Annotated in this window: 12 protein-coding genes; 4 read left to right on the forward strand and 8 right to left on the reverse strand. The window is 67.3% G+C overall.

Features of this window, described 5'->3' with window-relative positions; all coding sequences use genetic code 11:
- Positions 1 to 41 precede the first annotated feature (41 nt).
- Genes MOQ72_RS04585 through fabG form a run of 4 tightly spaced genes read left to right on the forward strand, consistent with a single transcriptional unit; the run spans position 42 to position 3,162 of the window.
- Entirely contained in the window at positions 42 to 818 is a 777-nt protein-coding gene (locus MOQ72_RS04585) for a LuxR C-terminal-related transcriptional regulator (RefSeq protein WP_242180732.1), read from the forward strand.
- Between the two features lie 15 nt (positions 819 to 833).
- Positions 834 to 1,832 carry a ScbA/BarX family gamma-butyrolactone biosynthesis protein gene (locus MOQ72_RS04590; RefSeq protein WP_242180733.1) on the forward strand — a complete coding sequence of 333 codons (999 nt, stop codon included), beginning with the start codon at positions 834 to 836 and terminating at the stop codon, positions 1,830 to 1,832.
- Complete coding sequence (locus MOQ72_RS04595; protein ID WP_242180736.1) at positions 1,829 to 2,461, forward strand: HAD-IA family hydrolase; 633 nt, start codon at positions 1,829 to 1,831, stop codon at positions 2,459 to 2,461. The genes MOQ72_RS04590 and MOQ72_RS04595 overlap by 4 nt, the downstream gene beginning before the upstream one ends.
- Positions 2,458 to 3,162, forward strand: coding sequence for a 3-oxoacyl-ACP reductase FabG (fabG, locus tag MOQ72_RS04600; protein ID WP_242180738.1), 705 nt, complete (start codon positions 2,458 to 2,460; stop codon positions 3,160 to 3,162). Before MOQ72_RS04595 ends, fabG begins: the two co-directional genes overlap by 4 nt.
- A gap of 362 nt (positions 3,163 to 3,524) precedes the next feature.
- On the opposite strand, the gene MOQ72_RS04605 is transcribed toward fabG, so the two are convergent.
- The 8 genes from MOQ72_RS04605 to MOQ72_RS04640 all read right to left on the reverse strand — a co-directional run bounded on the left by MOQ72_RS04605 (position 3,525) and on the right by MOQ72_RS04640 (position 15,186).
- A complete protein-coding gene (locus tag MOQ72_RS04605) occupies positions 3,525 to 5,789 on the reverse strand; it encodes an MMPL family transporter (protein WP_242180739.1) in 2,265 nt (754 codons plus the stop codon).
- 456 nt (positions 5,790 to 6,245) lie between these two features.
- Positions 6,246 to 7,340, reverse strand: a complete 1,095-nt coding sequence (locus MOQ72_RS04610; protein WP_242180741.1) for an alpha/beta hydrolase — start codon at positions 7,338 to 7,340, stop codon at positions 6,246 to 6,248.
- A 233-nt stretch (positions 7,341 to 7,573) separates the two neighbouring features.
- Entirely contained in the window at positions 7,574 to 8,893 is a 1,320-nt protein-coding gene (locus tag MOQ72_RS04615) for a (Fe-S)-binding protein (protein ID WP_242180742.1), read from the reverse strand.
- Positions 8,893 to 10,155 (reverse strand): FAD-binding oxidoreductase, encoded by a 1,263-nt coding sequence (locus MOQ72_RS04620; protein ID WP_242180743.1) that lies wholly within the window; start codon positions 10,153 to 10,155, stop codon positions 8,893 to 8,895. Before MOQ72_RS04620 ends, MOQ72_RS04615 begins: the two co-directional genes overlap by 1 nt.
- Entirely contained in the window at positions 10,155 to 11,642 is a 1,488-nt protein-coding gene (locus MOQ72_RS04625; protein WP_242180744.1) for an FAD-linked oxidase C-terminal domain-containing protein, read from the reverse strand. Before MOQ72_RS04625 ends, MOQ72_RS04620 begins: the two co-directional genes overlap by 1 nt.
- A gap of 362 nt (positions 11,643 to 12,004) precedes the next feature.
- Positions 12,005 to 12,853 (reverse strand): oxygenase MpaB family protein, encoded by an 849-nt coding sequence (locus MOQ72_RS04630; RefSeq protein WP_242180747.1) that lies wholly within the window; start codon positions 12,851 to 12,853, stop codon positions 12,005 to 12,007.
- A 4-nt stretch (positions 12,854 to 12,857) separates the two neighbouring features.
- Positions 12,858 to 14,021, reverse strand: a complete 1,164-nt coding sequence (locus MOQ72_RS04635; RefSeq protein ID WP_242180748.1) for an alkaline phosphatase family protein — start codon at positions 14,019 to 14,021, stop codon at positions 12,858 to 12,860.
- Between the two features lie 22 nt (positions 14,022 to 14,043).
- Positions 14,044 to 15,186, reverse strand: coding sequence for an acyl-CoA dehydrogenase family protein (locus tag MOQ72_RS04640; RefSeq protein WP_242180749.1), 1,143 nt, complete (start codon positions 15,184 to 15,186; stop codon positions 14,044 to 14,046).
- Positions 15,187 to 15,327: the final 141 nt, after the last annotated feature.

A 15,327-nucleotide genomic window follows, 5' to 3' on the forward strand; every position in this document is an offset into this window, starting at 1 on the left:
ACCCGCTACCAGGCGATTCCAGCAGCGGATGACTTGCGTTCTTGTCCGATGGAGCAATCCTGGGGGATGCCGTGGGAGAACCGAGGTTCGAGGATCCAACTCGATTATTGTTGCGCATTGAGAACAAGCTGCTGCACCAAACGGTGGCACGCACATTGCTACCTGTCGAGAATCTGCAAATCGCAGAAGACCTAGATTCGGAGGCCGACTTAGACGCTGCCGAGCACCATCGGCCGGACATCGCCCTGGTCGGCTGCACGGTGCCGTCCAACTACCTGATCGCGAACATCGCTCGCATCCGGCTGGCTTCGCCGGGCACGCGGATCATCGCCTTGGTTCCGCAGGTCACGGCCGAGCTGACCAGCACGTTACGCGCCGTCGGAGTGACCGAGCTGACGGATCTCGACAGCACGTTGGAGGACTTGCTCGGGTGCCTGCGCCGCACTCGCCGAGCTCCGTCGCCGGGACGGCTCGACGCAGCCCAGGTCCAGGCGATCCGGGCGAGGCTGCAGTGCGGCCACAAACTGTCCGCGCGAGAACGCGAGATCGTGGATCTGGTGGCCCAGGCGATGAGCAACCGACAAATCGCCAGCAAGCTGCGCATCACGGAAGGAACAGTCAAGCGTCATATGCGAAATATTTTCGCAAAACTCCGTGCGAATTCAAGAATTGACGCGGTGAACAAAGCGACGACGACCATCTGCTGCCACCTACCGGTTAGTAGCGGAAGCCACGGTAAAGTTTCGGTAAAATCTACTTGCCTCGGTCCATTGTGTGACTATTTCGACTCCGCTCAACGCCCGCCGCTGTCGGCGTGATCTCTGGAGGGAAAGATGAGCACCGAAACCGTTGAATTGGGAACCTCTGCGACCACCTACAGCCACACCGTAGCCCGGGAGATGGTGCATCGCTGGGCGCTCTCCGAGGTGTTCGTAACCGGAATTCAGACTACTGGACAGTACGAATTCACCGTGGACGCGCAACTGCCGCTCTACCACGCCTATTACACCGATCACGCGGCTCGACCGGAGCTGTTCGATCCGTTATTACTGCTCGAATGCTGCCGACAGGGGGGCACCTACGGCACGCACGTGGTACTCGACGTGCCGCTGGCCGCCACGCTGTTGGTCAAGTCGATGTCGATCCAGCTCACCGACCTGGACGCGCTCACCATCGGCACCAGACCCGGCGAGCTGCGCACGCGCGTCGAGTTCACCGACGTCCAGACGCGTGGCGGGCAGGTTCGCGGGTTCTCGTTGGACCTGGAGCTGACGCTGTCCGGACGAGCTGTCGGCACCGCGCACATCGACGCGGGCGCGGTGTCGAAGAACGCCTTCCGCGCGCTGCGCGTGCGGCAACGCGCGAGTGAACCACCGATGTCCTCGTCGCTTCCCGAAACCCCGGCCGGAGTTCCGGTCAGCCCGCACCTGTTCGGGCGGAAGCTCCAGGAGAACGTGGTGCTCACCAACGCGAGGCGAGATGGCCGTTGCGCGTCGGCGCAGCTCGGCGTCACACCCCGCAACAGGAGCTTGTTCGACCACGAATACGACCACTACCCGGCGATGAGCCTTTTCGAGGCGGCTCGGCAGATCTCGCTGCTCGCGCTGGACGACGGCACCGGTGCCGCGGCGACCCGGCTGCGCTGCACGTCGTTCCGCGGCGAGTTCATCCGGTTCGCCGAACTCGATTCGCCCACCACCTTGGACGTTTCCGAGCCGAGCGGCGACGAGCTGGAAGTGCAGTTCCACCAGAACGGCGCGCTGATCGCCACGGTCGCGGTCGGTTTCGCCGACCTGCCCGGCATTTCGCGGCATCCTGGGGCGGCGGCATGACCGTTCGTGCGGTGTGGACGGACTTCGGCGGTGTCCTGACACCACCGGTCAACGAAACGTTCGCCGCGTTCGCCGCGAACATCGGCGTGCCAGCGGCGGCCTTGCAGGCCGCGATGCGCAAGGTCGGCGACCGCTACGGCACGGATTCGATGGCGCCGTTGGACATTCCGCTGATCAGCGAAGAAGACTGGGCCAAGCAGGTGGCGGAGGAAGTGCGTGCGGACAACGGTGCCGTAGTCGATCTCTCCCGCTTCGGCGAGCGCTGGTTCGCTGGCCGACCGCCCAACAGCTCGTGGGTGCGCACGTTGCGGGACTTCCGGGAACGCGGCGTTTTCGTCGGATTGCTGTCAAACATGCCGCCGAGCTGGGACGAGCAGTGGCGGCGCATGGTGTCCCCGGAACTGTTCGACGACGTCGTGCTGTCCTTCCAAATCGGCTGTCGAAAACCGGACGCCGAGATCTTCGCGCTGGCCGCCGACCGCTGCGGCATTCCCGCGGCGGACTGCGTGCTCGTCGACGACCTCGCGGCGAACTGCGCGGGAGCGCAGGCGGCGGGCTGGCACGCCGTCCACTTCACCGACTCGGCTACCGCAGCCGCGGAACTCGACCGGCAAGGAGTGTGCGCATGACGCGATCAGTGCTGGTCACCGGAGGAAACCGAGGTATCGGGCGAGAGATCGCCCGGACCTTCGCAGCGGCCGGTCACCGTGTCGCGATCACCTACCGGTCCGAACAGCCGGCGGACGATTTCCTCGCGGTGCGCGCCGATGTCACCGTGCCCGACGACGTGGCTGAGCTGTTCCAGCGGGTGGAAGCCGAGCAGGGTCCGGTGGAAGTGCTGGTGTCCAACGCTGGCATCACCCGAGACAACGTGCTGCCCAGGCTCAGCGACGCGGACTTCGACGACGTCGTGAACACCAACCTGACCGGGGCATTCCGCGTCGTGCGGCGTGCCTCGCGGCGGATGTTGGCGGCCAAGTGGGGGCGCATCATCTTCGTGTCCTCGATGATCGGGTTCCTCGGCGCGCCGGGGCAGAGCAACTACGGTGCCTCGAAATCCGGGCTACTCGGGCTCACCCGCTCCCTCGCCTGGGAATTCGGCGGCCGGGGTATCACGGCGAACCTGGTCGCTCCGGGGCTGATCGACACCGACATGTCGGCCCGGCTGCCGGAAGCCCGGCGCGAGGACCTGCTGCGGATGACCGCGATGCGTCGCACTGGCAGCCCGGCCGAAGTGGCGGCGGTCGTCGCGTTCCTCGCCAGCGACGCGGCGTCCTACGTCACCGGCGCGACCGTTCCAGTCAGCGGCGGTTTCGCCATGGGCTACTGACCAGACCGCCCCAGAAGGGAACCTTCCTGCCGATCGTTGACAGGAAGGTTCCCTTCTGCATATCAACCCACCCTCACCGACCCCCTGCGAAGCCCCGCGGGTGACAGGAAGGTTCCCTTGCTGTCACCCGCGGGGCGTGCATGCGTGGCAGGAAGGTTCCCTTCTGCACGTCAACGGCACGATCGCCGCCGCCTGGGTGCTGATCAGAGGAAGGTCGCTGCATCCGGCTTCTGGTATCGGCTATCCGGGGCGCAGTGACAGGAAGGTTCCCTTGCTCACGCGCCGCAGCCCCCGCGTCGGAGTCGACGTAGGAAAACGCTCGGCCCCCGCACCGAGGTGCGGGGGCCGAGCGGCTGACAGGACTAGCGGACTGCGGCTGGCGCCTCCACCCTTGTCGGGGGCTGCGTCGGGCCCGCTTCGCTGATTCCGAACCGCGCGTGGATCCGCTTCAGCGGCTCGGGCGCCCACCAGTTGGCATTGCCCGCGAGCCGCATGAACGCTGGCACCAGCACGGCACGGATCAGCGTGGCGTCGACCAGCACGGCCAACGCCAGACCGATCCCCAGCATCTTCAGGAAGACCACGCCCGAGGCCGCATACGTCGCGAAGGACACCGCGAGGATGGCGGCAGCGGCAGTGATCAGCGGTGCGCTGCGTTCGATGGCCACCGCGACCGCCGATTCGTTGTCGCCGGTTCGGTCGTACTCCTCCTTGATCCGGGACATCATGAACACCTCGTAGTCCATGGACAGCCCGTAGGCGATGCAGAACATCAGGATCGGGATGCTGGTCTCGAGTGTTCCGGTGGCGGTGAACCCGAATACGTCGGACAGATTGCCCTGTTGGAACACCCAGACCAGGGCGCCGAACATGACTGACAGGCTCAGCAGGTTCAGCACGGTCGCTTTCAGCGGCAACACCAGGCTGCCGGTCATCAGGAACAGGATGATGAACGTGATCCCGAAGATGACCAGCAACGCCAACGGCAGCCGGTCGAGCAGCGCCGCCCGGAAGTCCGACAGCTCAGCGGGATAGCCGCCCACCTGCACCGCGAACGGCGGCGGCACGTCGCGGATGTTCTGCACGAAGCCCAACGGGTCGGTCTCCAGGATCTCGGTGCTGGGCACGACCGACAACCATGTTCCGGTGTCGCTGGTGAACCGGTCGAACTCGGCAGGAACGCCGTCGACCCGCTGTCCGTTGGCGAACCTGCCAGCCATCGTGTCGACCTGCGCCACACCTTCCACTTGGGACAGTGCGGTTGCGTAGCCCTCGACCCCAGGCCGCAACTGGTTCGGATCCCCGGCGTCCGAGGCGACGAGGTGAACGGCGTCCGACTCTTCCACGCCGAAGTTGGCCCGGACTTCTTCGGAGACCTGTCGACTCGATGCGCTGGGCGGCAGGATGCGGTCGTCCGGCAGGCCGAACTGCAGCCCGAGGATCGGTGATCCGAGCACCAACAGGATGACGATCACTGCACCACCGAAGGTCGCTGGTCGACGCATCACGATGAGCGCCGTGCGATGCCAGAACCCGCTTTCCCCGCTCGGCTTGGGCTTGCGGCGCCGCAGCAGACCGCCGCCGACGGCGCGGCCGACGAAGGCCAACGCGGCCGGGAGGGTGAAGAGCACGCCGATGACGCTGAACAACACGACGAAGAAACCCGCATAGGCGAACGACCGGAGGAATGGGAACGGGAACAGCAGCAGCCCCAGCAGCGATATCGCCACCGTCAGACCGCTGAACAGCACGGTGCGTCCCGCGGTTTGCACACTGTGGACGATCGCGTCCTCTCGGGAGTCGCCGTTGCGGAGCCGTTCTCGGAATCTGTTGATCACGAACAGGCAGTAGTCGACTCCCAGGCCCAACCCCATCGCAAGGGTGATGTTGAGCGCGAAGGTGGAGACTTCGGTGACCGCGGTCGTCAATCGCAGTGCCGCCATGGTGCCGACCATCGCGAACACCCCGATGCCCAGCGTCAGCAGCGCCGCGACGAATCCGCGGAACACGAGCACCAGCAGCACGAAAACCATCGGGAAGATCAGCATTTCGGCCCGGATGAAGTCCTGCCCGGCCTGCGCCCCGACCTGCCGGAAGACTTCCTCCCGGCCGCCGACCTCGACGGTGACCGCACCGGCGTCCCTGGTGAATTGCGGGGAGAGGTCGCGGAGGATGCCGCGGGTCTGCGTCGCATCACCCGGAAGGCGTGCGAGGACCAGGGCCTGCCTGCCGTCCGTGCTCCGCAGCACTGGGCTTGCCCCGCGCGACCAGTAGGAATCGGCCTCCGCGACTTCCGGACGACCGCGCAGTTCGTCGGTGAGCGCGCGCCCCGCCGCAGCCACTGCCGGGTCGTCCACGGTTCCGTTCTTCGCGGTCACCAGCAGCAACATGTTCGGGCCGCCGGTGCCGAACTCCCGGTCGAGCACCTCGGCGGCCGCCAGCGACTCGCTGCCCGGTGATTCGAAGCGGGAGAGCGAAAGCGCGCTCAGCGCTCCCGAGGCGCCGACCAACGTCACGCCGAACAGGACCAGGCTGACCGCGAGGGTCCACCACCGGCGCCGGATAGTGAACCGACCGAGGCGTGCCAACGCGGGTTCTGGGGGCGGGCTGTTGCCCGAATCAAGCATCGCGTGGAGTCCCTCTCTTGGCTGTTGGCGGTGCTGTCGCCAACCCGATAGAAGATACGAGCTGATACTCACATTGGAACGGAGTACGAGTAAACACTCACAAAAGTAAAGATGAGTTGAAATCGCACGATCGGCCGCCAGAACCCCACAACCCGCCCAGCCTTCCGGGACCGCGAGAGCAAGGGAACCTTCCTGTCATCCCACCCACCGGCCAGGCAGGGGATGCGAACAAGGTTCACTTTCGACTCGGACCTCGGGAGCGGCGGTTTATGCGAGGAAGGGAACCTTCCTGTCACCACCAGGGACACGGCCCCGCGGTGCTGACGTGCGGAAGGGAACCTTCCTGTCATCTCAGGCCCGGCGAAGGGTAGGAAGGGAACCTTCCTGTCGGGGGCGTGACAGGAAGGTCCCTTGGCTCGCACGGCGTGGCAGTGCGAGCGGTGTGTTGTGGGTGGGTCAGCTGGTGATGCCGAAGTTCTGGTTGCGCAGCCAGGTCGACAGGCCCTCGACCGCCATCGGGCCGTTGCGGTCGAGGTCGAAGTAGTGACCGCCGCCGGGGACCACGAGCATCTCCGTGCTCTCCGCACCGGTGAACAGGGCTCGGTGTTCCGCGCCGCCGACGACCCGGGCGTCGTTCTCGCCGTACATGAAGTACACCGGCACCGTGATCTCCGGGATCCGCTTGATGTCGATCATCACGCCACCCAACTGCGAAAGCATGTCCTGGCAGGGGTGTCGGTTCTGCAGCGGCGCCGCCGCGTCGAGCACGGCTTGTTCTGCATCGTTGAAGTTACCGGCGAGGAACTCCGGGGTGCCGTTGTCGTAGAAGATGTAGCCGCCCGGATCACCAGGTGCCTCGGACGGTTCGCCACCGGGCAGGCACTTCTGGGTTGCCGCCGAGAACCGTTCGAACGCCTGCGGGGTGAGTCCCAGGTCGGTCCACCCCATGATGACCAACGCGTCCACGCTCTGGAAGGAGTAGGCGGTGATCTGCGCGACCTGCCCGCCGTTGGAGTGCCCGGCGACCGCGATCCGGTCGAAGCTCGGCGGGCGCAGCCGGTCGCCGTCGACCGCATACCTGCCGGAACGCAACTGCTCGATGATCTGGTGCGTCATGTCGGCCTGGGCGCCGATGCAGGTCAGGATGCCGTCCGGCTTGCCGCTGCGGTCGTAGCCGATGCGGTCGATGGTCAGCGACGCTTGGCCCCGTTCGGCCATTTCCTGCACGTGGTTGTAGCCATCGACGGGCAGCCGCCAGTACCACTCGCCGGAGGCGATGCCGTGCTGGTAGAGGGTGATCGAAGGCTCGCGGGCGGTCAGCGCCTCGCGCGGCGCGGTCAGGTGGCCGCGGATCGTGTAGGACTTGCCGTCGGTCGGACATCCCACCGCGGACCGGTTGATGTTGCGGACCTGGAAGCTCACCGGTACGTCGACGATGTCCTGAGCGGCAACGGTCGGCGCCGCCGAGGGGCTTGCCTGCGCACCGGGCACCACGGCCACACCGAGGGCGAGCATCAGGCCCACGGCGATGTTTCTCGGGCGAAACAGCATTCAGACTCTCCTCAGTCCACAAGAATGCGATCAGGGTGCACATCGGCGGCCAGCGCTCGGCACTCGAAGGCGTCGCAATAGTCCATTGTGGATATGAGTGCCGCGCCAGAACCGCAACCGCCGTTGGCTGCCCGACCCGATTGTGGTGCGGGGAGAATCCGCGGCCAATACTCCTTAGGAAACACACGAGGCTGGCGATCAACTCGCCAGCCTCGCTCCGGAAAGCACCCGGATCAGTCGTGCAGCAAGGATTCGACGCGATGGCCGCTGATCGACGCGTCGAGCACCTGCACGGTGTGCGCCATCGCGAGGCGCTCGCCGCGGCGCTCCAGTGCGGTGCGGATCTGCATCGAGCATCCCGGGTTGGCTGTCACCAGCAGTTTCGCTCCGGTGTTGAGGACGTTCTCGGCCTTGCGGTCGCCGAGTTCACGCGCGGCTTCCGGTTGGAGCAGGTTGTAGACCCCGGCGGAACCGCAGCACAGTTCACCGCGGTTGATCTCCTTGATTTCGAGTCCGGGGATCGCTCGCAGCAACTCCCGCGGCTGCGAACGGATGCCCTGTCCGTGCGCCAAGTGGCACGCATCGTGGTAGGCGATCTGCACGGGCAGCGGGTGGCGTTCGGCAACCGGACCGAGTTCGACGAGCAGTTCGGAGATGTCCCGCACGCGGGCGGAGAACCGCTTGGCGCGCTCGGCGTATTCCGGATCGTCCTGGAGCAGCCGCGGATACTCCTTCAACGTGGACCCGCAGCCCGCCGAATTGATGACGACGTAGTCCACACCGGACTGTTCGAAGGTGTCCAGCAGTTGGCGGGCGAGCTTGATCGCCTCCGGCTCCCGACCGGTGTGCTCGCTGAGCGCGCCGCAGCACCCTTGCGCTGGCGGAATCACGACGTCGCAGCCTTCGGCGGCGAGGATGCGCGCCGTTGCCGCGTTGACGTCGGGGAAGAACGCGCTCTGCACGCAGCCGGTGATCATCCCGACGACCGCGCGGCGCTTGCCCTGCGCGGGAACCCGGTGCCCCAGCTTCGGCGCTCGGTTGATCGGCGGAGCCAGGGATTCCATCACCTGCAGTCCGTCCGGCAGTTTGGCCAGCAGCCCGGTCCGCTTCAGCAGAGCGCCGATGCCGAGTCGCTGGTAGAGCGCGAGCGGTCCGCGCATCGCCTTGAGCCGTCGTGGATACGGGAACAGCGTGAAGATCGCTGCGCGCAGGAAGCGTTCCCAGCGTCCTCGCTGGTGCCGCCGCTCGACCTGGGCTCGGGTCTCGGTGATCAGCGTGCCGTACTGCACACCGGACGGGCAGGCGGTCACGCACGCCATGCAGCCGAGGCAGGCGTCGAAATGCCCGACCATGTTGTCGGTCAACGGCTCGCCTTCGAGCCCTTCCTTCATCAGGTAGATGCGCCCGCGCGGCGAGTCCATCTCCTCGCCCCACAGGTCGTAGGTGGGGCAACTGGGCAGGCAGAATCCACAGTGGACGCAGTCGTCGACTAGTTCGCGCTGCGGTGGGTGCAACGCGTCGAAGGCGCCTGGACGGGCCGGGGTCTCGGTCATCAGATTCCTCCCACGAACCGACCTGGTGCGAGCCGGTGTTCCGGGTCGAACTGGTCCTTGGTCCGACGCATCAAGGTCAACAAACCCGGCGAGATCGACCCCCACGGATCGATCGACTCGCGAACTCCCCGCGGTGCCCGGACGAGCACCGCGTAGTCGCAGCGGGACCGCAGCGCTGCGACGAGTTCGGTGACTGCGGTCGGATCGGCATCGCCGGGCAGCCCGGCGTGCAGCACGCCGAGACCGGCAGCGCCACGCAACGCCACTGGCAGACCGCTTGCCGAAGCAGCTTCCTGCACGACGCTCAGCAGCCGGGGCAGCGCGGCTGGCTCTGCCCCCACGCGCAGACCGATCCCAGTGGCCGGATCGAACGGGTATTGCCCCCACCATGCAGGAGCCTGTTCGAGCACTGCTGCGCGGTCTCCGAGAACAGCGGCCAGTTCGACCGCGCGAGCATGCGTGGCGTTGGGTCGGCCTTCGAGCTGCGCGCAGATCGTGATCGGCCCGCTCGGCCCCGCACGGTCGACTTCGATGGCGGTGGGCATCGCTTGGGAATGCCGGACGATGTCGGCGGCAGCCGCGGCCGATGCGGTGTCGTCGGCCTCGATGACGATCCAGCGGTGTTCGGCGGCAGCCGGGTGGAGCCGGAAGATCGCCTCGGTGATCACGCCGAGCGTGCCGAAAGAGCCGGTGTAGAGCTTGCCGAGGTCGTAGCCCGCGACGTTCTTGACGACCTTGCCGCCTGCGGTGGTCACCGTGCCGTCGGCCCGCACGACCGTGATGCCGATGAGCAGATCGCGCACTCCACCGAAGAGGTGGCGGCACGGCCCCGACGTGCCGGTGGCGATTACTCCGCCGAGGGTCGCGGTCGGCAGCGGCTGGTCGATCGCGAGCTGCTGCCCGGCGCTGCGCACCACCTCGTTGACCTCGACGATCGGCGTTCCGGCCAGGGCGTGCACAACCAGGTCGCCCGCGGCGTGGTCGACGACGCCGTCAGCAGCCGACACGTCGAGCAGCAGATCGACGGCATCCGGCGCGGTCCCCCAGTCGAGTTTGCTGCCGGATCCTTTGGGCACCACCCGCAAGCCGTGCTCGGCGGCGATCTTCATCGCGATCGACGCCCGTTCAGTTCCGTCCACAGTGGCCACCCATTGTGGACGGACGTCGGAAACGGTGTCGGCCGCAGTCGCCTCCCGCACGCAATCAGCGCCCAGCGCGGCCTTCAGCGCTTCGCGTGCGGCATCCTCGGTCCTAGTGGCCATCAGAACTGGTCCGCCAATCCCGCCTCGGTGAGTGGGTGCACGCCGCGCCGCGGTCCGGGTACCTCGCCGCAGAGCCTCGGCGTCGGGAAGACCTTGCCGGGATTGCAGATTCCGACCGGGTCGAAGGCGCAGCGCACGCGCTGCATGGTGTCCAGGTCGTCGGCGGTGAACATCCGGCCCATGTACTTGACCTTGTCCGCGCCGACCCCGTGCTCGCCGGTGATCGAACCACCGTGCTCGATGCACAGGTCGAGGATCGCGCCGGAGACCTCCTCGGCTCGTTCGTTGGCGCCGGGTTCGGCGTCGTCGAAGAGCACCAGCGGATGCAGGTTGCCGTCCCCGGCGTGGAAGACGTTCGCGACCCGCACCCCGGACTCGGCGGACAGCCGGGCGATCCGGCCGAGCACCTCGGGCAGCGCGGTCCGCGGAATCACCCCGTCCTGCACGATGTAGTCGGGGCTGATGCGGCCCACCGCGGCGAAGGCCGACTTGCGGCCCTTCCAGATCATCGCCCGCTCCTGGTCGTCGGCGGCCACCCTGATCTCGAACGCGCCGTTGGCCTCGCAGTGCCGCTTCACCTCGGCGAAGGTGTGCTCGACCTCGGCTGCCGGGCCGTCCAGTTCGACGACCAGCACCGCTCCCGCGCCGTCCGGATAACCGCACTGCACGGCTTGTTCGGCAGCCTCGATGGCCAGCGCATCCATCATCTCGATGGCCGCCGGGGTGACTCCGGCGGCGATGATCTCCGACACCGCCGCACCCGCCTCGTCAGTCGACGGGAAGCCAGCCAGCAGGGTCTGCACCGCCTCGGGTTTGCGCAACAACCGCACGGTGATCTTGGTGACCACGCCCAGCGTGCCCTCGCTGCCGATGAACGCGCCCAACAGGTCGTAGCCGGGGTTTTCCCGCGCGGCGCCGCCGAGTTCGACGATGTCGCCGTCGGGAGTGACCACTTCGAGGGCGAGGATGTGGTTGGTGGTGAACCCGTACTTCAAGCAGTGCGCGCCACCGGAGTTCTCCGCGACGTTGCCGCCCACCGAGCACACCTGCTGGCTGGACGGGTCCGGCGCGAAGTAGTAGCCCTGCGGGGCGACTGCCTTGGTGACATCGAGGTTGATCACCCCCGGTTCCACCACGGCGCGTTCGTTGGCCAGGTCGACCTCCAGGATCCGCCGCATCTTCGAGGTCACCACCAGCACACCGGAAGCGTGCGGCAGCGCGCCGCCGGAAAGCCCGGTGCCGGAACCGCGGGCGACGAACGGGACTTGGTGCTCAGCGCAGATCCGGACGATCTGGCGGACCTGCTCGGCGGTCTCGGGCAGCACCACCACGGCGGGCACGACCCGGTAGCTCGCCAGCCCGTCGCATTCGTAGGTGCGCAGCCGCTGCGGATCGGTGATCACCGCGTTCGGCGGAAGTACCGCCTGGAACCGCGGCACGACTTGATCGAGCGCGGGCCGCTCGGCCTCGACGCTGGTCGACTGCATGTTCAGCCTCCCGAGAGGGATTCCGACTTACGGAAGAGCCGTTTCGGTCATCGAGAACCCTAGGTTGTTCACAACATAGATACAAGAGGTGGACAAGATGTCCCCGCTATGACGATTGTGCCCCGCCCCACTCCCAGGATCGAGCTCCGCAGCGGTCCTGACCAGAGGAAGGGAACCTTCCTGTCACCCGACCGCTGCCACCGCCCCCGATTTCGTGCGCCGCACCGCCAGTCGGCCGGGGCAAGTGACAGGAAGGTTCCCTTGCTCCCACGACGAGCCCGGCAACTGACAGGAGGTTCGCACGCTGCGGCTCCGCCCGAGCTTCGGTGACAGGAAGGTTCCCTTGCTCTCGGGCCGGGCCCTCACGGCTGCAGGTGGGCGAGGGCTTTGATCGACGGCAGGGCCGTCTTGCCCAGGCGTTCCACTGCGCGCAGGACGTGGTCACCTGGGTAGCGGTAACGCACCTGGTCCGGGACGGCCAGACCGGTGGCGCGGAACCCGCGCAGTCCGGCCGCGACGACCGGCGCCGGGTATGCCGCGCGGCCGTGCAGCCCGCGGGCCCACCCCGGCAGCGCCGAATACGCCAGGTGGCCCAGCGGCAGGTAGCCGACATTCACCGGCAGCAGCCACCACGGCGCGAACGGCCGGTGCAGGAACCGGTAGACCAGATCGGAGTCGGCCGTTCGCCGCAGCTCGGGCCGCACCTGCTTGAAGTACTCCGCCATCTCGCGGGTCGATCCCGGCACCTCCGCCGGGTCGAGGCCAACCAGTTCGGCGGACCGGCGTTGTTCGTCGAAGTAGCGGTTCAGCTGTGCGTCGGTCAGCGGAAATCCGGCGCGCCGCACCACGCTGGCGAACGACGTGACCTCGGCGCAGTGCACCCACGTCAGCAGATCTGGTTCGTCGAGGCGGATCTCCGTGCCGGTTCGCCGGTCGGTCGCCCGGAGTTTGCGGTGCACCCGGCGAACCCGCTCGGCAGCGGACTCGGCTTCGGTCGTCGTGCCGTACGTCGTGGTGGCGACGAAGTTCCCGGTGCGCATCAGACGTCCCAGCGGGTCGTCCTGGAACCGCGAGTTCTGCACGACAGCGGCCACCGCGCGAGGATGCAGCGCCTGCAAGTACAGGCTGCAAATCCCAGCGACCCACATCGTCGGATCGGCATGCAGCTGCCACGTCACGGTCTGCGGTCCGAACAGCCCCTCATCACTCATCCGCTCACCCGCCCAACATCAGCACCGGAACCAACTGCTCGGCCGAGGTGAGCGAGCCGTGCTGCCCGCGAAGCGCCGACTCTCCCGGCTCGACCACCGATCGGATCACCCCGGAGTCCCGCATGATCGCCAGCACGTCGCCGATGCGCGGGCGGACTTGGTCGGCGACCACGGGTCCGAACCAGCCCTCGTCGATCGCCTGCTCACCGGTGAGCACCACGCCGCGGTCCGCGATCCGCTCCCGCCACGCGGCGTGCACGTCGGCCAGCGCACCGGGTTCGACGTAGATGTGTCGAGCACGGGCCTCGCCGCCGAGCAGTCGGACACCTGCCTGCAACGCCGGATCTGTGTCGGCATCCAGTGCCTCGGCCGGGTCGACCTCGACCATGCCGTGGTCAGCGACAACGGCCAGCGCAGCAGCGGGGGGCAGCCGCTCCGCCAACGTCGTCACGAGCCGGTCGATCTGGGTCAGTTGCAGACGCCACGGCAACGAGCCGGGGCCGTGCACATGTCCGAGCAGGTCGAGGTGGCCGTGGTAGCCGTAGCACAACACCGGGCCACCGGCGCCGAGTGCGGCGAGCAGTTGGGCAGCCAAATCGCCGAGCGCGTGCAGGCCGTGGAACTCGCCACCGCGGAACGCCGCCCGGGTCAGGCCGGTGCCCTTGAATTCGGCAGGCACCGCGGTTCGTACGTCGATGCCTGCCGCCGCCGCTCGTTCCAGCATCGTTGGTGTCGGCTGGACCTGCTCCGGCGGCCAACGGTCCAGCAGGCTGCGGCGATTTCCGGCCGAATCCCGCACCGTGCCGTGCGTTCCCCAGCTCAGCGGGTGCAGGAGTCCGCCGGAGGGCTCGGCGAAGGTGTAACCGACCAAGCCGTGCTCGCCAGCGCATCTGCCGGTGCCCAGCGAGGTGACGCTGGTGACCGTGGTGGTCGGGAAGCCAGCCTTCAACGGCGGGGAAGTCAGCAGACTCGCCATGAACGGCGCATCCGCCGCGTGCTCGCGCAGCAGGTCCCAGCCGAGTCCATCGATCAGCAGCACCGCAGCGTTTCGGCAGGCCGGGAATCCGATGCTGTCGGCGAATCGCGGCACCCCCATCGCGCCGAGCAGCGACGGCAGCACATCGGACAGCGCGCGCCCGTCATGGTCGGGAGAGACGATCCAGTCCATGGCGCACTGCCTCCCTCCGGGGTCAGAATCCCATTGAACGCCCGATGATCTCCTTCATGATCTCGGTGGTGCCGCCGTAGATCGTCTGGATCCGGGTGTCCAGGTACGCCTTGGCGACCGGGTATTCCGCCATGTAGCCGTAGCCGCCGTGCAGTTGCAGGCAGCGGTCCACGACCCGCTTGTTCAGTTCGCTGAGCCACCACTTGGCCATCGCGGCGTGCTCGGCATCCAGTTCACCGCGAACGTGGTCCCGGACGCAACGATCGGCGAACACCCGACCGATCTCGACCTCGGTGGCCATCTCGGCCAACTCGAAGCGGACGTGCTGGAACTTGCCGATCGGACGGCCGAATGCGGTGCGGTCCCGGCAGTAGTCCTTGGTGATCTCCAGGACCTTCGCGGCGGAGGCAGCCGAAGCCACCGCGATCGACAGCCGCTCCTGCGGCAGGTTCTGCATCAGGTGGATGAAGCCCTGGCCTTCCACGCCCAGCAGGTTGCGCGCTGGCACCCGCACGTCATTGAAGAACAGCTCCGCGGTGTCCTGCGACTTCTGGCCGATCTTGTCGAGGTTGCGGCCGCGTTCGAAGCCTGGCGTGCCGCGCTCCACCACCAGCAGGCTGATGCCTTCGTGCCCGGCGTCCGGGTCGGTGCGGGCCACCACGATCACCAGGTCGGCGAGGATGCCGTTGCTGATGAACGTCTTCTGCCCGTTGATGACGAAGTCGTCACCGTCGCGCACCGCGGTCGTGCGGATGCCCTGCAGGTCGCTGCCCGCGCCCGGCTCGGTCATGGCGATCGCGGTGATGATCTCACCCCGGCAGAAACCGGGCAGCCAGCGCTGCTTCTGCTCCTCGGTGGCCAGTTTGATCAGGTACGGCGCGATGATGTCGTTGTGCAGCGGGGAGCCGAAGCCGGAGATGCCCGCGTTGACCAGTTCCTCGTCGAAGACCGCGTTGAACCGGAAGTCGTCGACGCCACCACCGCCGTATTGCTCGTCAACGGCGAAGCCGAGCAGCCCCTGAGCACCGGCGGCCAGCCACGCCTCGCGGCTGACCATCCCGGCGGCTTCCCACTCCTCGACGTGCGGCACGAGTTCCTTGTTGATGAACGTGCGCACCGTCTCGCGGAACGCCTCGTGCTCGGGTTCGAACAACTCCCTGCGCATCGGTTCAAGCTTCCTTTCGATGTCCGCGCCGGTCATGCGAGGAAGGGAACCTTCCTGTCACCGCGGCCCCGGCGAGACCGCAGCATGGGAACCTTCCTGTCACCGCCCGGCCAGGTCCAGCCGTGGTCGGCGGGCGGGTGC

This window comes from Saccharopolyspora soli (genome assembly GCF_022678645.1).
In the GTDB taxonomy this organism is placed as follows: domain Bacteria; phylum Actinomycetota; class Actinomycetes; order Mycobacteriales; family Pseudonocardiaceae; genus Saccharopolyspora; species Saccharopolyspora soli.